The following is a 23,898-nucleotide window of genomic DNA, read 5'->3' as shown; positions in this document are numbered from 1 at the left end:
TTAATACGATATAAATAAAATCTCAATACTATGAATAATTACTTTAAGCTAATCGGTGTTCTGACCTTGGGGATGGCATTGTATAGTTGTGGCGGAGATCGGAATAATCAGTCGGGAGAAACGACGACGCCCGTGTGGGTAGATGATGTTCGTCAGCGTACGATAGAAGAATTTATAACGACGACAGGTACGGCTAAAGCAACCCGTACCGTAGAACTGAAATCGGAAACAAACGGGGATTATGTTTTACAGACAAACCCGAAGACCGGTAAGCCGTATCAGTTGGGAGACATCGTGGAGGCCGGTGCTGTAATCGTTCGTTTGGAAAATAAAGAATACGAGAATAATGTGCAGTTGGAAAGTAAAAAGCTGAACATCCAGATCACGGAGAAGGAATGGGAAGGACAGAAGACTTTACTTGAAAAAGGAGGAGCGACACAGAAAGATGTGAATAATGCAGAGACGGCATATATCAATGCAAAGCTGGAATTGGAAAATGCTTATATTACTTTAGGCAAGATGAGTGTAAAGGCACCGTTTAAAGGGGTCATAGTCAGTTTGCCTTATTATACTCCCAATGTTGAGGTGGCTTCTGCCCAGCCGGTTGTCGGTATTATGGATTACAGTAAAATGTACCTGGAAACGCAATTTCCGGAAAATGTGATGCCGAAACTGAAAGTGGGTCAAAGGGTGTATGTTACCAATTACAATATCAAATCGGATACATTAAAAGGATTGCTGACTCAATTGTCACCGGCGATCAATGAAGATACCCGGACATTTTCGGGCTATATCCAGATCGATAATCCTGAATTGAAGCTTCGTCCGGGAATGTTTGCCAAAGCAGACGTTATTACGGTACGTAAGGATTCGGTACTTTCTATTCCGAAAGAAATCGTGACGAGTCGCCGGGGAAATAAGATTGTCTTTACGGTAGATCGCTCTGCCGCACAGCAAAAAGTAATTACGGTCGGTATCAGTGACGATAAATATGTGGAAGTGGAAAAGGGATTGGAAAAAGGAGAAAAGGTGGTTGTGAAAGGATACGAGTGGTTGCGTGACAGAAGTAAGGTAAAAGTGATGAAATAACGGTTTGTACCGGTAAGTATTTATTGTAGATTCTGGATTTGGGTTTTAGGTTGTCCCACCAAGCTTTCCGGCGGATGGGGAGAAGCGTAAATTCAAAACGGATATAGGTTTTAAATTTTAGATTCTGTGAATCTGATAACGAATCAATCTTCCGGATAATTTACAATTTGATTGTAGGTAATAAAAGTAAAATAAGATGAATCAAATAACCAAGTTCGCAGTTAAATATCCCGTGAGTGTGCTGATGATTACATTGGCTATCTGCCTGCTCGGGATTATTTCTTACAATAAACTGGGAACCGATTTATTCCCGGATTTAAAGAATCCGGCATTATATATTGATTTGCAGGTGGGGGAACGTCCGCCTGAAGAAGTGGAAAAACAGTTCGTCGAGAATATCGAGTCATTGGCGGCCCGTCAGGATGGGGTGAAGAGTGTAAAAAGCAGTTGTATGGCCGGTTCGGCTTTGATTACTGTAGAGTATGACTGGGATCAGGATATGGATGCGGCTTTTCTCGATTTACAACGAAGTGTTTCACAAATAGCCCAGAATTCCGAAGTTACTTCTTTGAATGTATCCCGTTATGATGCCAATGCAAAGCCGGTAATGACACTGGCGCTTACTCATAACGAGATCAAGGATATGAACGAATTGCGCAAAATAGCCGAAAATTATATGCGCAGTGAGTTGGTGCGTTTGGATGGCGTGGCCGATATACAGTTGAACGGACAGGAGAATGTCTATGTCGAGGTGAAGACCGATCCGTATATGCTGGAAGCTTTTAATTTGACGGCAGACGACATTGCTTCTAAAATAGAAAGCGTTAACCGGAATGTTTCCGGGGGGACGATTGTAAATGAGGATATTCAATATACAGTGAAAGGGGTTAACCTGATTCGGGATATAGAGGATATCAGTAACATCATTGTGGCGTTTAAAGAACCGGCTGCAGACGAAAACGGTGCGTCCTCTTCTGCAACAAATGTGAAGGCTCCGGTTTATTTGAAAGATGTAGCTGTCGTGCAGACTGTAAATAAGGATCCTGATAATATCGCCCGTTTTAACGGAGAACGTTGTCTGGGAATCAGTATTTACAAAGAAAATAAATTCAATACGGTTAAGGTCGTTGAAAATATTCAGAATAAGCTGGAGGAATTGCGGAAGAGTATGCCCGGTTATGAGTTCAATATCATTACCAATCAGGGTGATTTTATCGGCGCATCTATCGGAGAAGTAAAGGATTCTGCCGTATTGGGAATATTGTTGGCGGTGATTGTATTGTACGTCTTTTTGAGGCGTATCAATACGACTTTGATTGTCAGTCTGTCTATCCCGATTTCCATTATTGCAACCTTTAATCTTATGTATTTCAATGGCCTGACAATGAATATTATGACGTTGGGAGGATTGGCATTGGGGGCTGGAATGCTGGTGGATAATGCAATTGTCGTCATGGAAAATATCATCCGGAATCTGGAAAATGGTTTGTCGGTGAAGGAAGCTGCCGTTAAAGGTACTTCAGAGGTATCGGGAGCGATTACTTCTTCTACCTTGACGACAATCGTCGTTTTTTTGCCGATCGTATATATTCAGGGGGCAGCGGGAGAATTGTTTAAAGAGCAGGCCTGGACGGTTACTTTTTCATTGTTGTCGTCTTTATTTGTAGCCATATTGTTTATTCCGATGTTGTCTTCCCGGTTTATCAAACAGGGAAGTAAGGATATAAAATCGGTAAAAATCAAAGGATTCGGAATTTTTATCGGTAAATTGCTGAAGCATCGTTATGCCGTTGTACTGGGGGCCTTGATATTGATGATTGCGGCATATATGACATTGCCTTTGATCGGTATGGAATTTATGCCGAAAGCCGAGTCGAGGGAGTTCAATGTAAAATTGACCTTGGAGACGGGTACCCGTTTAAAAAGTACGGACTATGCAGCTTCTTCTATTGAGGAGATGATCCGGGACCTGGGCGGAGAGAATCTGGAATGGATGTATACGCTGGTCGGCCCTTCGAATACGGATATCGAAGCCGGAACCAAAGCCAAAGAAGAGCATCAGGCGGAAATCAAAGTTATGCTCCGGAAAAATTCAACCATCGATGCGGATTATCTGATAACGGCTCTCGGACAAAATGCCGATATGCCGGAAGATGTCGAATTGACTTATGAAAAGGAACAGTCTGCTTTGCAGAGTGCTTTGGGGACAGAAGGGGCTCCTTTGGTCATTGAGATAAAAGGAGAGGAGATAGAAGTGCTGGAGCAACTGTGTGCGGATGTAAAGGCACGGATTTCGGATATAGCAGGGCTTTATGATATCGAAACTTCGATGGAAAAGGGAGCGCCGGAAGTCAATGTCAATATCGACCGCTTGCGGAGTGGTATTTATGGGGTGGATGTTGCCTCTGTTTCCCAACAGGTGCAGGAAAAACTGAATGGAAAAGCTGCCGGTAACTATGAATCGCAGGGAGAACCGGTAGATATCGAAATCCGGGTACCTGAAATTTCATTGGCAGATTTACAGAACGTAGAAATTCGTCAGGGAGATAAAAAATACCGTTTGGGAGAAATTGCCGAAGTGAGTGTGACGACGGCTCCCAAAGAAATTGCCCGTAATAATCAGAATCGGATCGGAAGAGTAACGGCTTTGCTGGCGAAGGACTATTCGTTGGGAAGGGTCACTCCGGAGGTGAATGCCCGTTTGGATGAGGTGGAATTCCCGGCGAAATATTCGGCAAAGATTACGGGAGAGGAGGAAAAGAGAGCTGAATCTTTCAATGGATTGGGTTTCGCTTTGCTTTTATCCATTATTTTGGTATATATGGTAATGGCCTCGCAATTTGAATCGTTGCGGCATCCTTTTACGATTTTACTGACTATTCCTTTAGCCGGGGTCGGAAGTATCCTGGCGTTCCTGCTGACAGGACAGACATTGAATATGATGGCTTTTATCGGAATCATCATGCTGGCGGGAATAGCGGTAAACAGTTCTATTATTCTGGTCGACCGGATAAATCAGTTGAAAGAGCAGGGAATGGAGCTGACAGAGGCAATTATGGCCGCAGCCCAGCAGCGTATACGACCGATTATCATGACGGGGCTTACGACGATTTTAGCTCTGTTGCCGATGTGTTTCGGATTCGGGGAGGGAGCTTCTTTGCGTTCTCCGATGGCGTTGGCTGTTATCGGTGGTTTGGTTACGGCGACCATATTGACATTGATCGTTATTCCTTGTGTGTATTATATTTTTGACCGGAAAGTCAAAAAATAATTTTTGATTTTTGACTTTAATGAAATGGATAAACTGATTAAACGTCGTGTTTTGATTTCAATGCTTTTCATCGGTTTAACGCTGATGGGGTATTTTTCCTATAGCTATCTGCCTATGGAACTCTACCCGAATGCTGAATTGCCGATGCTGAGTGTAAATATTACGACAACGAATGAACTTGATCCGAAGTATATCGAGAGTCAGGCTGCTATTCCGGTAGAAGGTGTGATAAGTGCCCTGGAAGGGGTTGAGAAGATCGAAACCCAGATTTCCACCCGGAATGCCCGGATTACGGTTACGTTCGTGAAAAGTACTGATATCAAGTATGCTTACCTGAAATTGGAAGAAAAGATCAAGGCGATTACGGCAAATATACCTGACGAATTCAGAATTTCGGTAAACAAAGCTCCGACCGGGATGGTGAATTCTCAGTTTATGACTTTATTTGTCTTAAGTGATGAGGATGTCGACTATGTACGCAGTGTCACTGATGCAGATATTGCTCCGATATTGGAAAATATCGATGGGGTGGCCGCCGTGTCGGTTATGGGAGGACGCCAGAAAAGCATCGAAATTATTATTGATCAGGACAAGTGTGATGCTTTAAAGTTGACTACTTCTCAAATCAGTTCGCTCATTAGCCGGAATATGGCAGAAAAAACCTTTGCCGGTCCGGCTTATGAAAATAACAGGCGTTATTTTGTCAATGTAACGGCAGAGTATTTGAAAACGGAAGACCTGGGGAATATTGTCGTTGCCCAGGGACCGGTGTTGCTGAAGGATATCGCTGAAATCCGCTTCGGAATTAAAGAGGAAGAATCTTACTCCCGGGTGAACGGCAAGGAGGTGATAACCTGTATTGTCGCGAAATCTCCACAAGTCAATGTTATCGAGTTGTCGGAGCGGGTCAGAGCGGAGATCGGTAAACTAAATGCGGAATTAGAGACGAAAGGAGTCAGTATAAAGATCGATACGGATGTGGCGGAGACCATGAATGAGAATATCGATACGATTGTCAATCTGGGTTTGACGGGTGCAATCCTGGCGATTTTTATTCTTTATCTTTTCTTGCGGAATTTGAGGATTGTAACGATTATTGCTTTCGCGATCCCGATTTCGGTTTTTTCTTCTTTCTATTTCTTTTATTTGAGCGGGATAACGATCAATACGCTTACGTTGACGGGAATTGCTCTGGCGGTCGGGATGTTACTCGATAACTCTGTCGTCGTCATGGAGAATATATTCCGTTTGCGGGGGATTGGTGTGTCTGCTGAGGAAGCATCAGTGAGGGGGACGAAAGAAGTATGGAAGGCAATTCTGGCGGCGACTTTGACGACAATTACCGTTTTTCTGCCTTTTGTGTTTGCCGACAATTACATGATCAAGCTGATCGGTGAGCATGTGGGTGTATCTATTGTGGCGACACTGACTATTTCTCTGGTCGTGGCTTTGTTGCTGGTTCCTATGGCAGTGAATTATTTTATGACCAGAAAGGATCATCCCGTTAATTTCAGTTCCCTTTCTATTTACAGCCGGCCGGTGCAGGTTTATATCGCTATTTTAAAATATTGTCTGCGTAAACCGGCGCAGATCGTTATCGGGTCGATTCTTGCATTGATCATAACAATTGTGTTGTCACTGACATTGACGCTCAATACATTGAAAGAAGTGGAGTCGGATACTTTCGAGGTGTATATTACTTCTCCGACGGGGTATACGCTTGGCCGTACCGACGATATGATCCGCCGTTATGAGGAGGAATTGCTCGGAGTGCCTGAAATTGAACAGATTACTTCCAAAATATATGCAGAAGATGCCAATGTCAGTATTAAGCTGAAAAAGGATTTTAAAAATATCGATCAGAAATCGCTGAATGAGGTCAAGAGTATGGTGTTGGATAAGGCCCGGCGATTACGGATCTGGAACATCAGTCTGGAAGCCCGGAGTAGCAGCCAGAATTTCCAGGGTGGTGGAGGAAGTGCCATTATGGGTGGTGGGGAAGAACTGCTCAAATTGATGGGAATGGGAAATCAGACGGAGAAGATTATCATCAAAGGACAGGATTTTGAGAAAATGGAGAATCTTGCTGAATATGTGGAATATCAATTGCAGGATCTGGAAAATATTAATTATGCCTGGGTAAATACTTCACGGGGGAAGCCGGAAGCCCGTATTCAGTTCGACCAGTATCTGATGGGGATCTATGACGTGACACCCAATAATGTGGTGACGGAATTGGTGAATTTTGCTCCTGAGAATACGACTCAAATCAAATATAAGGCCGGAGATGAGGAATATGATATCATCATTAAAGACAAAGAATTTGCAGAGGCGGATGAGGATGATAAACAAAAGCAGCGTAATTTGGATGAGCTGCGGGAAATGAAAGTCACGAATCAGAACAGTTCCCTGATTGATTTACGGAGTTTCAGCACGATTAATCTTACACGCGGACAAGGCAACATTACCCGGGTAAATCAGGATAAAGAGATCGAGGTCAGGTATAGTTTCGTTTCGGATGTCAATGAGTCGAAAGAGTTTTTGGAGGCCGCCCGGACCGAGATTGATGAGATGGTGCAGAAATTGGATATCCCGTCCGGTTTGGCTGTCGAAGTCGTGCATGAGGAAAACGAGACGGAGGAATTCACATTCCTGATTTTGGCCGCTTTCGTTATCATTTTTATGATTCTGGCTTCTGTTTTCGAATCGTTGAGTGCCCCTGTCGTATTGATGTTTGCCATACCCTTGGCGGCTATCGGTTCGTTACTGGCGTTATTGTTTACCAATAATTCGCTGATGAATGCGAATGTAATGATCGGTTTTATTATCCTGATCGGTATTGTGGTAAACAACAGTATTATTCTGATCGATTATACCTCTTTACTGAGGCGGCAAGGAAACCGGAAATTACGGGCGTTGTTGCTGGCGGGTATTTCCCGTTTGAGGCCGATTTTAATTACAGCAATTACGACGATTGTGGCTATGGTGCCGTTAGCGATGGGGAAAGGTGAGTTTGTCGCCGGGTTAGGTGCTCCTTTTGCTATTACGGTGATCGGCGGATTGACAATGAGTACTTTGTTGACATTGGTAATTATTCCTACCTTATATTCCGGGTTGGAGGATGCGTTAAGACGTCTCCGCACCCAGAGTCTTACCATGAAAATTCTGCAATTGACATTATTGTTGGTTGCTGTGATATGTATTATGGTGTTCTCCGATTCCTTACTGTGGCGGATTGCTTATCTGATAGGGGCTGTCATTCTGGTGCCGGGAGTGACCTGGTTTATGGAAGGGAGTCTGCGCCGGGCCAACAGCCATATTATTCCGGAAGACCGGGAAATTACAATTCAGGTACGGAATCTGGTAAAAATTTATGGACGTCCCTCTGAATTTAAGCGTGAATGGCTATCCGGGCAGCGGATTCGGGAACGGCTTGGGCTGAAAGAAGAATACCGGAATTGGAAAGATTTACGGCTTTTGTTCTGGCTTGTGCCGTTGGCAGTATTCTTTTTTTATTTTGTGTATTATTACCAGGAAAATACATTCTGGGGAATGTTGTTTGCTATTCTGACATGGCTGTTGTTTATTCGCCTTCTCAGAATAGGACAAGAATTCCTGATGTTCCGTAACCGGCGTTTTCTGGGACGGATTGTGCGGGTGACCAGATTTGTATTGTATTATTTTTCTCCTTTTGTGACCGTTATATGGGCTATATTCAGATTCCATAGCGGAGGCGGTCCGGTTATGCTGGGCATGTTGTGGTATGCCGGTATTCTGGTGAAATATCTCTCAGATCGTATTCATAAGTATAATATCAATATCGATTTGATAGACGGGAGTTTCCGGGTTTTGCGGAAAAGTTTTTACCGTATGGCTACCAAGGTGCCGGTGATCGGTTACCGCAAAAAACCTTTTAAGGCTTTGAATGCCGTGTCTTTGGATATTCACACCGGTATGTTCGGTTTGTTGGGGCCGAATGGGGCCGGCAAGACGACGTTGATGCGTATTATTTGCGGTGTATTCGAGCAGAGTTACGGTAAAATATTTATCAACGGCATAGATACACAGGAGAAACGGGAAGAATTACAGGGATTGATCGGGTATCTGCCACAGGAGTTCGGTACCTATGAAAATCTGACTTCCTGGCAATTTCTGGAATACCAGGCATTGTTGAAAGGTATTTATGAAAAGGAAACACGGGTACGACGGATCAGGGAAGTACTTGAGGCTGTACACATGTATGAAAATAAGGACAAAAAAATCGGGGGCTTCTCCGGCGGTATGAAACAGCGTATCGGTATAGCACAGACACTGCTTAATCTGCCACGTATTTTAGTCGTCGATGAACCGACAGCCGGTCTGGACCCGAGAGAACGTATCCGTTTCCGGAATTTGTTGGTAGAACTGTCCCGCAACCGGATTGTAATATTCTCTACTCATATTATTGAGGATATTGCCAGTTCCTGTAATCAGGTCGGTGTTATTAACAAGGGATCGTTGAAATATCACGGGACACCTTCGGAAATGGTCGGTATTGCCAAAGACGTGACCTGGGTATTTGAAGTTTCGCTGGAAAAATTTGCTCAATTACCACCGGAATTGTTGATCGTACATCATATCCGTATGGGCGAAAGTATCCGGGTAAGATGTCTTTCAGAAACCCAGCCTGTCCCGAATGCTGTCCGGACAAACCCTGTATTGGAAGATTCTTATTTGTGGCTGTTGAGAGGGGTAAAACTGGCAAATAATGAACAGATTATTACACAATAAACGATTGAAGCTAAAGGCGCTTTCCGGTGGCCTTTGGCTTTTTAGACTTTAGACATTGATATGAAACAATTTTTCGATACCTTATTACGCTTGTCGCATTACAATGTAAAGATCGTATTTGGGAATAAGTTTATTTATTTTGTATTGAGTGCTGTCGCTTTTTTTATCCTGACGGTGATCCTCAATCTGGTTTCCGATTCCGAAATTACGGAGAGTACGGGGTATAATATGTTGCTGGTGCCTTCTGTCCTGTTGATATTTTATCCGATGTGTTTCGGGATTCAGAATGATCAGGATGCCAAGATTATCGAAATTATTTTCGGAATACCGAATTATCGCTATAAAGTGTGGTTGTTCCGTTTGCTGATCGCTTATGTCATTTGTTTCGCCATTACACTGGGGTTGTCGCTGCTTACGGATTGGCTGTTGGTGGAAGTAGCACCGGTAGAGCTTACGCTTCAGGTTTTAGTACCGGCTTTTTTTATCGGTACACTTTGTTTTATGCTTAGTACGATTATTAAAAACGGAAACGGTACGGCGGTCGTTATTATTATTATCGGCTTGATATTTTTTATTATGCGCAATACCTTAGGAGCCAGTAAATGGAATGTTTTTCTGAATCCTTTCGATCTGCCTTTGGATAAAAATCCTGCTGTTTTTTACAGTATTGTGTTGAGTAACCGTATTATTTTGTTGATAGCTTCTGTAATATGTCTGTTGACAGGACTTTACCAAACACAAAACCGGGAACGATTTATTTGATTATTTAACTCCGGTACGACCGAGCTTTTCGTTCAGACGGGCCCGGATGCGGTTGATGGCATTTTTCTTTTTAATCCAGGTCAGAATTTCCTCTCCGTTACCGTTGTTTTGGAGTTCTAAGATTTTATTGTCGGCTTGCCGGGTCATTATTTCTACCCGTCGCATTTTGTAATTATCTACAATCTTAGGGAGTAACTCGGAAAAAAGACGTTCTTCTTTGACAACGCTGCTTTCCTTCTCCGTCCACATTTTGCTTAATTCGTAAGGTTCGCTGAGGATGTCGGCAGCGATGCTGCTGATGGCAGGATCAGTATGACCGATGAAAAATTTAGCCGGAATAAAGCCGGGTGTCTTATAATGAGCCCGATATTCTTTTTGAATTTCACAGAAGCCGGGATTAAACATTTCGAGTTCGTCTTCTCCGAGTTCTTCGATGATGTATTCGCCGACACTGACAGAGTAGGTGCCGTTATCCCGTTTTTCTTCGTATAACTCCTGGTTGCCGAATAACAGCAGGTAACGTATCAGTACACTTTCTTCGGTTTCGCAAAGTTTTTCCGTACTGTATACCGGAGGTGTTTTTTCCTGGGATTGAACCGGATGTGTTTGCTGATGCCGGACAATATGTTGGTGTGCGGCATCTGCGTTTTTACCTGTACGTATACGGGCGATTTCATTGTATAAAACGGTCTCTTCCACCTGCATGAGGGTCGCCGTTTCACGTACATATACCGAGCGGGTGATGCTGTCGGGTATGAGCGATATGCTGCGCACGATTTCCGTAATCAGACGGGCTTTTTCGATAGGATCATTACCGGCCTGATCCAGCAACAGCTTTGTTTTGAAGCTGATAAAATCCGTTTCATGATTTGTGATGTATTCCGATAATTCCTGGGGGGTACGCGATTGGGAGAAAGAATCGGGGTCTTCGCCGTCAGGGAGTAACAATACCCTTACATTTAATCCTTCTTCAAGCACGAGATCGATTCCCCGGAGAGAAGCTTTTATACCGGCAGCGTCCCCGTCGTAAATGATCGTAACGTTTGGGGTAAGACGGCGGATCAGCCGTATTTGTTCGACTGTCAGAGATGTTCCGGAAGAGGCTACCGTGTTCTCGATGCCTTTTTTATGAAAAGAAATAACGTCCAGATAGCCTTCTACCAGGTAACAACGATTGTGTTGAACAATACTTTTTTTGGCAAAATAGATACCGTATAAAGTGCGGCTTTTGTGATATATTTCCGATTCGGGCGAATTGAGGTATTTGGCGCTTTTTTTGTCGTTCGTCATGATACGGCCGCCGAAAGCGATGATTTTTCCGGCGATATCCCGTATCGGAAAGATAACACGTGCCCGGAACCGGTCGAATAGTCCTTTTTCGGATTCGATAGTCAAACCGGTTTTGACCAGGTACTCTTTTTTGTAACCTTTGGCGAGGGCTGCTTGGGTAAGACCATCCCACTTTTCGGGACAATAACCTAGGCCGAATTTCTCGATTGTCTGTGCGTCCAGGCCTCTTTTGTGCAGATACCCCAAACCTACCGATTTACCTTCGTCTGTATGTAATAATTGATCGACAAAAAATTCTTCAGCAAAGTTTGTGACGATAAGCATACTCTCCCGTTCACTTTTTTCTTTCTTTTCCTCTTCGCTGAGCTCTTTTTCTTCAATGGTGATATTATAGCGGGCTGCCAGGTAACGAAGGGCTTCCACATAAGACATCTGTTCGTGTTCCATGATGAAATTAACGGCATTTCCGCCTTTCCCGCATCCGAAACATTTGTATATCCCTTTGGAGGGAGAAACGGTGAATGAACCGGTTTTTTCGTTATGAAAGGGACAACAACCGACATAGTTTACACCTCTTTTTTTGAGGCTGACGAAGTCGGAAACAACCTCGTAAATGTCGGCAGCATCGAAAATCTTTTGTATGGTGGCCTGATCGATCATGGCGCAAAGATAAAATATAAAACGTTTATATAGGCAGAATGAAAGCTGGTATAAGTCTTTTTTAATAAAAAAACGGAGTCGGAGACTCCGCTTTAGGGGTTTGTCAACAATCTCACAGGTAACTGTTGATAAGTTGATCAGTTCCTTTCGATCCGGATTTCCTGATGAATAGCTTCCCCATTATCCAGTAATCCTTCTACGGTTATGGTATAAGTTGAAGGCAGGTCGGCCGTAAAAAATGAAACGATAGCTTTGCCGGTACTGTCCGGAATAACGATCGGTTGCCAGTAAACGGTCGACCGGTAATCGGTTTCAGAGGAAGCCAGGACAGCCGGATCGTCGTAATCCGGCATGTAAAACTCTGCCGGGATAAGGCAACCGATTGGTCGGAAACGACAATAGCCGGGTCCTGCACTTTGACCGGTGGTCCCGAATTTGGTGTTGATAAGGATGACTCCGTTTATCCCGCTCATGCCCCACATGCTGAGTCGTCCTCCGTCTTTGATCACTCCGATGTTATTGACATTTTCGGGAATGATATTGGCAATAAAGGCTTCGTCCATTTCTATGCCGTCGACAATAAATAAAGGGCTCCCGCCACCCCGTATGGAAACTTTTTGATTACTGACAAATACCCCGGGAAGCCGCATAAGCATTTGGTAGATATTATTCATGCTTTCTTTGGGTAAATCTTCTTCTTTCAACAGGTAATCTGCTAATTCCGTGTAATTACCCGTTTCCTGCCATTCTTCCTGTTTTTTACGGGATCCTTTCACGACAGCTTCCTCAAGCATATAGACTTTGATGCCGTCTTGCATATAATAGTTGTCTTTGAAATTGTCCAGAAAGTTATCTTTAGAAGTGGATTCGAAGGCATATTTCCGGGGAAAGAAGATGTGTGATTCGGGAAAGACAGGCTCTTCGACTGTTACTTTTACGGATTTACCGCCGGATTCCTTATAGCCGCGTACCAGAAATAATGTCGTGTCCGGATATTCGAATCCCCGGATCAGAAATTTTCCGTTCTCATCTGCTTTGACATCTCCGAATGTCATTAAAGAAGGAACGAATACGCGCAATAAAGCATTGGGCATCGGCTTGTCGTTTGTATTGGTGATTTGTCCCCGGATTTGCTGTTCCAGTTCGACCGGGTATTCGGGAGGTAACACTTTTCCTTTTTGTTGTATGAGTTCTTCCACATCGAAACGTGTCCAGCCATGGGTAAGCATCAACAGGTCGGTTTCTTCCGGCCTTGCATAAGCATAGCTACCGGGTGATTCGATATAGCCTTTCAGGTCGGAATGCAATAACAGATAGCTGACGATATTTTCCGAACTACTGTCCCGGGCAACCTGACTGTCATTGGTGACAGAGATCGAAAAACTGCTTTCGGTAAATGTTGCTGCCGAGGGAACCAATTGCAGGGAAAGTTGTACTTTTTCCCTCCGTTCGTATATTTTTTTATCGGAGAGAATCGTCAGACGATTGGCAGCTTTCGGTTTTATAAAACAAAGGCGCTGACTGAAAACCCTGCCTTCCGTATTCATCAGTAAACAATGCAGGATGCCTCCCGGCAGGCTTTGGGTATCCATAGTACCGATGAATCCCGGTTTTACCGGGAAAGTGGTAATCAGTTGTCCCCGTAGGTGTAACACCAGATAAAGAGGGAGTGTATCTGAATCGATGGCTTTCTCTACCGATAACCGGATGGTATGTTCGTCCTGGTGTTTTAAAGATAAGGTATAACCTTTTGCCTGGGGAACCGGAAGGTCGATTTTTTTCTCCTGTCCCCCGGGACCCGTTGCCAGGGCATAGTATCTTTCTCCGTTTTTGGGAAACAGGGAAAAAATTCCCATTCCCAGATGTGTCGTGTTGAAAGCTCCTACCGGTTTATTTTTACTGTTGTATATAAATCCTCCGGTTTCAACGGATATTCCGTTGTTGCCGACAGCTTTAAAAGCGATAACTTGCCGTATTCCTGCCAGCAGGCTTCCTCCTTCCGGAAAGAATTGCAGGCTAAAATCCGGAGATTGCAAGGGTAGATATACTTCTGTTTTATATTTGCGGGGTTTATCGTTGGCAAAAGAAAGTTCTATCCGGTCGATACTGTCCCGGCCGGCATAGTCGAATTTTAATTCTCCTTTGTCATTACTGCGGATAAAAGGGTTTTTTACTATTTTACTGCCGTGGAAGAGAGTCGTTTGAAAGTGTTGGCCGGAACAGAGGGTTCCGTTGCCGTTCATCAATGTTAATGTCGTTGTAATCCTGTCGTTACTGTCTGTTTGCTGGTTTGTATGTATGTGCAGATGGTCTGCGGCAGGTAAAATACGTATGTATTTCCGGAAGAAAAAGTCTTCACTGCTGTTTTGCATCCAACGGGAGTAAGCCTGTAAAGCGTAATTCCCCGGGTTTAAATCGAGGGGGAGCTCGATATTGCCGAAAAAGCAGGAATCGGCGAGTCTTATCTGTATTCGTTTACATACTTTATTTCCCTGGTCGATGAGTTCTACATATACATATCGGCTAAGCCGGCTGGGTACGTGGGTAACGGCGTCTGCCAGATAAGCTCTCAGCCAGATTTGCTCACCCGGTGTATAAACCGATTTGTCCGTATGCAGATAGATTTTTTCTTGAGCTGACTGTTCATTGTACCGGGTGAAACAGTGTTGCAGCTTTTCTTCGAATGCATTATCCGTTTGTCCCTGACAGATGGAGGATAGTAAAATAAAGAAAACAATGGAAAATCGTTTCATAGGTGTTGCTTTTCTGGTTTTGGCTATTCCGGTATTTAAGACAGGAACCGGAATTGTTTTTAATTATTCCGGCTCCTGTTATTCGGTTTACCAACTGACTGCGGTTTGCTTACCATCAGCTGCTATGGCATAAACTTCGGTTTTGTCGTTGATAAGATTTAATTTCAATTGTCCGGAAGGAAGAAGTATCTGGTCGAGATAACGGTCTCCGTTGGTGCTGGTATTGTAAATCTCGTAAGCGACGATATTACTCCAACCTGTTAAAGTAATGGTAGAACCGTTTAGGGAGGCGGTACCTGTTTTAACGGGTTGAGGATTTTTGTATAAAGCGATGTTATCATCACGCAGGTATTCGATGGCCAGTGGCGTTTTCAGATTCATGGCTTCGATTTCCGCTTTCACCCGGTCGATCATTTCCGGCGTCACGGTCAGTTGCCGTTGCGCATAGTCGTCGATGGTTTTATCGACCGGTGTCAGAAAGCCCCAACGCTCAAAAAATTTCAATAGGTTGTAGCCCGATTTTTGGCAAGCCATTTTGACGAAGTTAATTTGAGCTTCACCGTCTGTCGGTGTAATTGCGGCTTCGTCTATCCGTACCTGTTCGTACATGTCGGGATAAAATCCGCTTTTCCCTAATACCTTTGCATTGTATAATTGCAATTGCCAGAATGGGATCAATTGTACGAATACGTCGTTTCCTCCGTCACCGTCAGATGTACAGAAAGGATAATCGTGGCATAACAGGGTTCTGAAACCGGTTGCATACCGGTCGTCTTCAATCTGCCGGGACCTGTTGCCGAATGTCGTTTGTACGTGCAGGGACATGATGTTGTTTGTCACTTCCGTCATGCCGATCCATTTCATCCCGATACCGGTTTGATGTACGTGGCCTACTTCATGGGCCGGTCCCCAGATGGCCGTACTTCTGAATTTCGCAGGATTCAAAATTTCGTCGAGAGTTCCCGGTGCATAGGCTGTCCGGAAATTTGTAGCATACATATAAGTACTTTCCTCATAGTCGACGACGAAAGAAATGCGGTTTTTTTGTATCCGGTTGTATTTGTATAATCCGAGTAATTGATGTTCTAATAGTACGAGCGAATCGTAAAGTTCAACCAGACGTTGTCCTTTTTCAGGACAGGCCGAGCGGAATTTGCTTACCGGAAAACACATGTGGGTGTATTTACCCAAAACGTCGAAATGTTTGTCCTGCGCATTGTTTATCAGTGTTCTGTAATCTGTGTCGGAATGGCGGGTGGCATCGAAGAAACCGTTTACTTTACCGGTAGCGAAGTGCACGTTTACCGGTTGGGTACCGTTGTTGTGATACATCAAATATACCAATCCGCTTTTATTCATTTTCAGTTTGTTGGCTCCTTCGGTAAGCATGTAGTCGGAACTCGATCCGTATCCGTTGTTCCAGTCGATTACCCGGACGGAAAGATCGCTGCCGTGGGTGTCTCCGACCAGGACGACCAGTTCTTCACCGGATTTGACCGAGATTCCCGTCGGATTATCGAGTAAGGTAAATGTATTGGTTTTTAAATCTTCATCCTGGCTGGGATAGGGATAAGGTTTATAGCTGGCGATACGGAATTCTTTCGGGTATTCTCCGGCAAACATATATTTGGCAATGTTCCGGTAGAATTCGTTTTCCATCGTACAAATTTGTTCATAAGTAACTCCGGCTTTCAACTCCGAGCAGGAAGCGTCGGTGAAAATATCGGTAATGGAATTGTTCGGATTTTTTCGATAAAACTCCATTTCGGCACAGGATACGAATCCGTTACCGTCGCCGTCTCCCGATAATACTTGAAATTTGATAGCCCGGGGATGGATAAGCGGCTCGGTGAACGTAATGCGGCTCGGTGAACCTTTACCGTTAAAATCGAATGTCCCCTGATGAGGTTTATAGTCTGTGTCTCCTTTGGTTTTAATGTAAAGCCGGAATTCTTTTATCGGACCGTTTTTACTGCCGTCGCTGCGCGGGTAATAAATCAGGTAATCTATTTGTTCTGCGTCGGTGAAGAAATACTCCAAATCGATCGGGAAATAGTTTGGTTTTGAGTTGTCATAAGCCGAATGGTAGAGGGTTGATGTGTTGCCGTCGAAGCTTCGTTCTATTTCTTCTCCGGGTTGAAAGCTGGAAGCTTTTCCCGCGTTGACCGTTATTTTTAGATCCGATCCGATGTCTTCCGGATCAGAGGGAGAATATACGCTGTCTAAAGCGGATTGTGTCACAGTGATAACCGCATTCTGGTTTTTTTCTCCATTGAGGGTTATAATGGCCTCCCGGGGTGTCAGGGCTGTATAGGCCGTAACGTGGAAAGCCAAACGGATGTTTCCGTTTGTAAGAGTATCCCGGCGTTCGATGGAAGTCAGCCATTCTTCTTCCTCGTTATCTTCGAATGTGATCTCTGTGGTGAAAGGTACATTGGCCGTTACGGGTATGTAAAGTGTCGACGTATCTTCCGAAACGCGGTAGGAGGTTTGTTCCGGGATTAAGGCCGGAGTCTGTCCCAATTGGATAATCCGTAATGTTTTTTGAAAGGTTCCGGCATGTATGATCAGTTGGTCTGTGTTCGGATCACTGTTTTTATTCGTTTCGGTTGTGATATAAATGTTGTTTTGTTTGGCATTCCAGGTTGCGGTAAACCATTCGGCCGTATATTCCAGTTCTATATCCTGATTGGTAGATACCGGAATAACGGTGTTACCTCCTCCGGTATTGAATCTGACCGTATCGGAGGTCCATTTTATTTCGAAATAAGGTTCTTTGTCTACTTTATCGTCTTTACAGGCAAATAGAGCGAGTGCGAAAATGATGAATAGAAATTGCTTCATAAGGCAAAAGGATAAATGAAAATTACAGGTTAAAAATATAATTCAAATTTTTAATTTGTTTAGATGCAGCCAATGGATTTTGATTTTAAAAAGAACAGGAGTGTCGGGAAAATTTCCCCGGTACACCCCTGTTCCTGTATTTAAATTTTAAACCGAATAGAAATTACAGTGCAGTTGTTTCCCCGGTTTCCGGATCGTAAATATCGGCTCCCAATATGGTCGCTTTAATTTCCGATATGGCAAAAAAGGCTCTTCCGGTATGGACAAGCCACAAGTACCGGAAAGGTGTTTGCGAAATAAAGTTGGGAGAAGTGTACCATGTCGTTGCCGTCGATACCATATTACTTAAGCTTGTAATTTTTACGGCATTTTCCGATTCGGGCGAATAATCCGTATTTATGCTTCCCCAGGTAGCTCCTGTTGGATCGCTGCTTAACCAATTCGAGTAGTCGAAAGATATACTGCCGTATACGTCGAAGTTCAGGGGTACGTCACCGGCATTACGGGTGGCATAGGCGAAGTTACAACCATATACTTCTTTACCCAGGTCAATCACCAGATAATGCGGCTGTCCCGGATCGTAAAAATAACCTCCGTTTTTGTCTATGCATCCGCCGCTCCAGGAAGAATGGAAAAAGTTGTTACTGGCAACAACTCCGTCGAGCAGATTTGTCAAAGCTCCTTCGCTGGACTCCTGGGCATTGGTAAATAATTGGTCTATGGTTAAGTTTACAGCTTCTGAGTTTCCGTTTAATACGGCTATTTTCGATGCTGCATCGGATTGTGCATCTACCGTGTAAACCGTACCTGCCGTTTCTTTTTCATTGAACGTTTGCAGCGTGTAAGTTATATTTCCGTATCTTTTCAACAGGTTGTCGATAACCAACGAATCGTTATACCGACTTATCAGTTTGGCAAAATGTTCTTTTGATTCCGGATTGACGTAAGTTACCTTGACATACATTAAGTTTGTATCGGCAGGTAAGTCCCAGTAGAGCGTTACGGAGCCCGCTCCCGGAACTGCTTCTATGTTTGCGATTTCCGAGGGTGTCGGGATGGAGGTATCATCGTCCGAACAACTGTAGAAGCCGAAAACACAAGCGAGTAATGAAATTATAAACAGTTTTTTCATAATATCCTGTATTTCTGTTATTTGTTTGTTCCAACTTTTAATTAAGTCTATGACTCATTAAATTTTAGATTTTGATTCTGCTTTTGCGATAAGAGTTGTTATCAACCCGTACCGACTATTAATATCCCGGATTCTGTACGATTACACCTTCTACTTTGTCGATTTCGGTACTCGGAATCGGCATCAGGAAATGAGCCGGAATTTCAAAGTTACGCGCAAAAGATAATGTTTTTACCTGGAAGAAGCCGGCATCTGTCGATTCTGAAACATTCAGTCCTTTGGGACTTTCATTCAGGAATTGGTCGGCAATACCCCAACGGCGCAGATCCCAGAAACGTTGATTTTCCAGATATAGCTCGATGGTACGTTCACGGCGTACAATTTCACGCATACCGTCCACAGTATTGTAATTCCAACCGTTACTGTTGATTTTATCCGCAGCCCAGGATACCTCGATTTTATCCAGACCTGCCCGGTTGCGTACTTTGTCGATATAAATACGGGCGGTAGCAAGATCCGGATTGGGTTGTTCGATCAATGCCTCGGCATAGTTCAAATACAGCTCGGCCAAACGGATAACCGGCCAGGGATAACCTGTCGGAATGGCTAATGATGTATTGCTGTAAGCCGGAGATACTCCTTTTTTATTCAGATAACCACCGGGAGAATAGTTGTTGGAACGTCCCTGTATACCGCAATTGTCTTGTGAGCGATATTGAGTGATCATCTGTCCCCCTTCGGCACGGGCGATTTCATAATATCCGTTGTGGAAAGAAATCCAGGAATAGAATCGGGGTTCCCGGCTGACATTCAGGTTCATCGTTACACCGTCTACTTTGTTCGTGATATGATATTCTTTGTAACCGTAACGGTTGTTGTAATCGTAGTTTTTATCCTGGTCGATCGGGAGTCCGTTTTCGGTATAGAAATATTCGACCATCCGTAATGTGGGACATATGCCGTTAAAACTGGCTTCAGCCTCTGTATACCAGGGGGTTGATTTGTTTTGTAAATCGTAATAGCCTTCCATCCGGGTATCGGCCCATAATACTTCGTTGGAATTCTGTGCATTGATGAAATTCAGACGCAGACTGCGCTCGGTGTGATCCGTCGGTTTTTGATATACACTGGTGCTGGATGCATCTTCATACAGTATGTATCCTTCTCCTTCGGCCCAATCGATGGCTTCTTTTGCTGCTTTTGCTGCTGCTTCCCATTTCTTACCGTCGTACGTCTGGCTGATCAGGTTTTCCCCTTTAGAGTTTTTCAAATTGGCGTAAAAGCCTCTCTGGTCTCCGTTAAATAAAGGAGATGCTGCATACAAACGCAGTCTGGAACGTAATGCCTTAGCCGCAACACTGGTTGCCCGTCCGTAGGCTGTACTGTAACGCAGGGGAGGCAGATCTTTGGCTGCTTCGAGGTACATGCTGTCTACCCATTCCACGCATCTGTCGTAAGTAGCACGTTCCGGCCATTCACTGGCACTGGAGGTAATGGCATAATTCCGTTCCATCAAAGTGGTCGGACCGTAACATTTCATCAGCAGATGGTGATAATAAGCAATCAAGAATTTAGCTTCGGCTTTGTAGGATTTCAGGTTTTCTGCTGTCATGCGGGGTACTCCGTCGATGTTCTCCAATAACAGGTAACATTGGCGAATGCCTAAATACAGTTTGTCCCAATAGGAAATAACCGGATTACTGGCTGTATAGTTGCCCTTCGGAAAGTTGGCAAATGTTTCGTGGTCAAAGGCTGTAATTACTTCGTCGGCCGTCATAAAGTCTAAACTTTCAACTCCGGAATTGAGTTTCGGGATGTAGGAGTAGCACGAATATAAATAACGTTCGGCTGCTTTGGAGTTCTCGAATGCATCCTCTTCGGTAGCAACTTCATCCGGCATAATGTCCAGATAATTACAGGCGCCGAAAGAGAACAGAACCGATAATATGATAATGAATTTAATAGATTTCATAGGTCAATCTCTTTATTTGTTATTAATAGTCATCTGGAAACCGACGTTGAACACCCGTTGTGTCGGATATTTCAATCCGGAACCGCCTCCCATTTCAGGATCCCAATGTTTAAATTTGGAAAATGTCAACAGGTTGTTGCCGCTGGCATAAATACGCATTGATTTGTAAGTATATCCGATTTCGACACTTTTCAGTTTAAGGAAATTACCGTTACGTAACCAATAGTTGGAGTTTACCGTATTGTTGGCGTGTTCCTGTTTACTTAAACGCGGATATTTGGCATAGATATTCTGGTTGTTTTCGCTCCAGTAATCGTCGGCAACGAATTTGAGCACGTTCCGGCTGTCTGAAGTTCCGAACGGATGGAAGCCCGACATAAAGAAAGAGGTTTTGGCAACTCCCTGGAAGAAAAATGAGAAATCGAATCCTTTGTATTGGAAAGAAGGTCCGAAACCGTAAACAATTTCCGGAATAGAGGGATTTCCCATAAATTGTTGGTCGTTACTGGTAATCTGGTTGTCATATCTTCCGTTTGCATCAGCCTGGTCGATATATTTGATGTCACCGCCGCGTACATTTCCAGAAATCAATTGTTTCGGGCTGCGGGCAACTTCTGCATCGTCGATAAATAAACGGTCGGCAACATATCCCCGCAGACTGTTTATCGAATGTCCGACTCTGGATAAGTTCGGATATTGCTTATAGGGAGCCTCGTTGTATACTTTTACGGTATTGTGTGCGTATGTGAACGTACCTTTTAATTGCATTGAAAGACCGTTGGCAAATGCATGCTGATAGTCGATAGAAAAATCAAGACCTTCATTATTTACTTTACCCAGGTTACCGTAAATGTCCGTATTTCCTGTTCCCAAGAAGGTCGGAACGGTTTGCAGCTTCATAAAGATACCTTCCCGGTTTTCCCGGAATACATCGAGAACCAGGTTTACTTTTCCGAATAATTGGATGTCGACTCCGATATTGGTTTTATATCCTGTTTCCCAGGTGATGTCTTTGTTGCCGTAGCGGCTGTATACCGGACCGGATAATGCATAGCCTCCGTCGTAACCGGTAGCATATCCCGCACCGTATAAATTGACCTGAGATTGATACATAAAGCGCACAGGGTTACCCGCATCGTCATAGGTTTGGTCGTTACCCACTTTACCGTAGGAACCTCTTAATTTCAGGTGAGAAATTACTTTGGGGTTCCAGAAACTTTCTTCACTGATTACATAGCCCAATGCAACCGAAGGGAAGAAACCGAAACGATGGCCTTTGGCAAAATTCTCGGAACCGTTGTAACCGAAGTTGAATTCCACCAGGTAGCGGTTGTCGAACGCATAAGTAGCACGTCCCGCAATACCTTGTTTCCTTTTGGGAAGGGAGTTGATAAATGTATCGGGTGCATTGGTGTTGTATTCTTCCTGATTGTAAAGGATCATACCGGAAACATTGTGTACTCCTCCGAAAGTCCGGTCGTAGTTGACCATCCCCTGAATATACCATTTACGATCTCCGCTGGTTCCCCAGCCGTATTCTAAGGTCGTATTCTGTTCCGTGCCGACCATTTCCAGATCATAATCATAGGTACCGTCTGTATTTTTCCAGTAGTTTTTAATCTGGTATTGGTTATAACCGGCTCCACGGTAGGAGGTGGTCGAAGACCAGTTTTTAAAGGAAATCATAGCACTGGCTTTTAATCCTTTGGTTACAAAGTCTAACTTTTGATCAACAGCAAGGGTTGCCAATACGGTACTTTGGAAATTGTCCTTGTAGCCGCTGGTCATCATCGCCATGGGGTTACGGATACCTGAATTGTAACGTCCTCCGCTTCTACCTCCCCACCGAATATGGTCTACCGTCGGATCATTCGGGAATGTAATCGGGAAATCTACCGGATTCGCTTCCATAACGATACCGAAGATGTCGTTTGTATTTGCATTCGGACCGTGATAGTCGCGCAATTGAGTATTTAATTTCAATGATATTTTCGTTGTCGGAGATACGTTTACATTCAGGTTGTTTTGGAATACGTAACGCCAGATGTCGATGTTATTATCGAATGAAAAACCGTAATCTTTACAACGGTCTTTGATCATACCGGTTTCGTGATCGACTGAAACGCTCATGAAATAGTCCAGGCGTTTGCTACCGCCCCGGATGTTGAAATTGACTTTTTCATTGATTGCCAGGTCTTTGAACATTTCGTTATACCAATTGACATTGGGATAAACATAAGAATCACGTCCTTCCAGGGTACCGGCAATTTTATCATCGGAATAAAGCACCTCACCGGTATTCCGGTTTGTTACGGCTTCGTTGTACATTTGCATGTATCTGCTCCCGCTTACGAATTTCGGAATTTTGGTCGGAGTTGCGAATGAAGTTTCGACACGGAAATTAATGATCGGTTTATCCAGGTCACGACCGGATTTTGTCGTTACAATCATGACACCGTTAGCTCCTCGGGAACCGTAAAGAGCTGTTGCGGTAGCGTCTTTCAGGATAGAAAAGCTTTCGATGACTTCCGGATCGATGGCATTCAGGTCGCCGGTAGAAACTTCAACTCCGTCTACGACAATCAAAGGTGTTGTAGAGCCACCGAATGTAGAGATACCCCGGATCCAGAAATTAGCACCGTCAGCTCCCGGTTCACCGCTACGTTGTACGGCAATTACACCTGCCATACGTCCGGCAAAACTGGTAGATAAATTAGCGGAAGGAACCTTCAGTTCGGAAGGCTGGATCGTTTGTACAGAACCGACCACCGACTCTTTCTTCTGTGTACCGTAACCGACAACGACAACTTCTTCCAATGCTTCTGAATCTTCATACAAAACAATGGTCAAGAATTTTTGGCCGCCTACTTTTACTTCCTGTGTCTTCATTCCGACAAAAGAAATTTTTAAGGTAGCATCGATGGGTACATCCAATTCAAAAAGACCGTCCAGGTCTGTTGCTGCACCGAGGGTCGGATTGTCTTTAACTACGACCGAAACACCGGGGATCGACTCTCCTTTGGAGTCCTGAACGATACCCCTTACTTTCTGTGTCTGAGCATTTGCCGCTATTCCCGAAAGGAGGAAAAGCAAACAACACACACTTATTTTGCTAAGAACAGCGAAACGGTGTGAGGGCTTCGAGATTAAATTTGGTAATTTCATAATGTGACTTAAAATGTTAATTAATGAATAGCACCTAACAACTTCTTTCCAATTTCTGTTTTTGATAATGATTATATTGTTTGTGTGAATAAATTCTTTCGTTTATCCCCCCCTTTTTTAGGGTGATTTAATTGTAATAGTTTGATAATTTGTGTTTTAGTTTAAAAATGATACCTGCTTACCAGGCATG

At 43.9% G+C, this 23,898-nt stretch carries 10 protein-coding genes; 4 read left to right on the top strand and 6 right to left on the bottom strand.

The features are described 5' to 3' along the window. Window positions 1-30: 30 nt before the first annotated feature. The 4 genes from DD657_RS10320 to DD657_RS10305 all read left to right on the top strand — a co-directional run bounded on the left by DD657_RS10320 (window position 31) and on the right by DD657_RS10305 (window position 9,892). Entirely contained in the window at window positions 31-1,089 is a 1,059-nt protein-coding gene (locus DD657_RS10320; protein WP_068691473.1) for an efflux RND transporter periplasmic adaptor subunit, read from the top strand. Window positions 1,090-1,285: 196 nt separating this feature from the next. Next, window positions 1,286-4,360: an efflux RND transporter permease subunit gene (locus DD657_RS10315; protein WP_068691475.1), complete on the top strand. Its 3,075-nt coding sequence runs from the start codon at window positions 1,286-1,288 to the stop codon at window positions 4,358-4,360. 24 nt (window positions 4,361-4,384) lie between these two features. Beyond that, on the top strand, window positions 4,385-9,130 hold the full coding sequence (locus DD657_RS10310; RefSeq protein WP_287049807.1) for an efflux RND transporter permease subunit: 4,746 nt from the start codon (window positions 4,385-4,387) through the stop codon (window positions 9,128-9,130). Between the two features lie 60 nt (window positions 9,131-9,190). Further along, window positions 9,191-9,892 (top strand): hypothetical protein, encoded by a 702-nt coding sequence (locus DD657_RS10305; RefSeq protein WP_021987849.1) that lies wholly within the window; start codon window positions 9,191-9,193, stop codon window positions 9,890-9,892. Here DD657_RS10305 and dnaG read toward each other — a convergent pair whose 3' ends face one another. The 6 genes from dnaG to DD657_RS10275 form a co-directional block, all read right to left on the bottom strand. After that, window positions 9,893-11,842, bottom strand: coding sequence for a DNA primase (dnaG, locus tag DD657_RS10300; protein ID WP_021987850.1), 1,950 nt, complete (start codon window positions 11,840-11,842; stop codon window positions 9,893-9,895). A 137-nt stretch (window positions 11,843-11,979) separates the two neighbouring features. Beyond that, the gene (locus tag DD657_RS10295; RefSeq protein ID WP_273133024.1) at window positions 11,980-14,595 is read right to left on the bottom strand and encodes a TonB-dependent receptor plug domain-containing protein; all 2,616 of its coding nucleotides are present in this window, start codon (window positions 14,593-14,595) and stop codon (window positions 11,980-11,982) included. Window positions 14,596-14,682: 87 nt separating this feature from the next. After that, on the bottom strand, window positions 14,683-17,439 hold the full coding sequence (locus DD657_RS10290) for a M60 family metallopeptidase (protein WP_287049805.1): 2,757 nt from the start codon (window positions 17,437-17,439) through the stop codon (window positions 14,683-14,685). 163 nt (window positions 17,440-17,602) lie between these two features. After that, window positions 17,603-18,571, bottom strand: a complete 969-nt coding sequence (locus tag DD657_RS10285) for a DUF4959 domain-containing protein (RefSeq protein WP_021987853.1) — start codon at window positions 18,569-18,571, stop codon at window positions 17,603-17,605. Between the two features lie 118 nt (window positions 18,572-18,689). After that, on the bottom strand, window positions 18,690-20,543 hold the full coding sequence (locus tag DD657_RS10280; RefSeq protein WP_287049803.1) for a RagB/SusD family nutrient uptake outer membrane protein: 1,854 nt from the start codon (window positions 20,541-20,543) through the stop codon (window positions 18,690-18,692). A gap of 12 nt (window positions 20,544-20,555) precedes the next feature. After that, entirely contained in the window at window positions 20,556-23,708 is a 3,153-nt protein-coding gene (locus DD657_RS10275; protein ID WP_021987855.1) for a SusC/RagA family TonB-linked outer membrane protein, read from the bottom strand. Window positions 23,709-23,898 lie beyond the last annotated feature (190 nt).

Origin of the sequence: Culturomica sp. (assembly GCF_003524185.1) — a bacterium.
GTDB lineage: Bacteria > Bacteroidota > Bacteroidia > Bacteroidales > Marinifilaceae > Culturomica > Culturomica massiliensis.
Note: the sequence above shows the minus strand (reverse complement) of the source record. Positions and strands in the feature narration are given on the sequence as shown.

Coding starts and splice junctions, on each gene's coding strand:
- DD657_RS10275 (WP_021987855.1), bottom strand. CDS start 23,708: ATGAAATTACCAAATTTAATCTCGAAGCCCTCACACCGTTTCGCTGTT.
- DD657_RS10305 (WP_021987849.1), top strand. CDS start 9,191: ATGAAACAATTTTTCGATACCTTATTACGCTTGTCGCATTACAATGTA.
- DD657_RS10280 (WP_287049803.1), bottom strand. CDS start 20,543: ATGAAATCTATTAAATTCATTATCATATTATCGGTTCTGTTCTCTTTC.
- DD657_RS10315 (WP_068691475.1), top strand. CDS start 1,286: ATGAATCAAATAACCAAGTTCGCAGTTAAATATCCCGTGAGTGTGCTG.
- DD657_RS10295 (WP_273133024.1), bottom strand. CDS start 14,595: ATGAAACGATTTTCCATTGTTTTCTTTATTTTACTATCCTCCATCTGT.
- DD657_RS10285 (WP_021987853.1), bottom strand. CDS start 18,571: ATGAAAAAACTGTTTATAATTTCATTACTCGCTTGTGTTTTCGGCTTC.
- dnaG (WP_021987850.1), bottom strand. CDS start 11,842: ATGATCGATCAGGCCACCATACAAAAGATTTTCGATGCTGCCGACATT.
- DD657_RS10320 (WP_068691473.1), top strand. CDS start 31: ATGAATAATTACTTTAAGCTAATCGGTGTTCTGACCTTGGGGATGGCA.
- DD657_RS10310 (WP_287049807.1), top strand. CDS start 4,385: ATGGATAAACTGATTAAACGTCGTGTTTTGATTTCAATGCTTTTCATC.
- DD657_RS10290 (WP_287049805.1), bottom strand. CDS start 17,439: ATGAAGCAATTTCTATTCATCATTTTCGCACTCGCTCTATTTGCCTGT.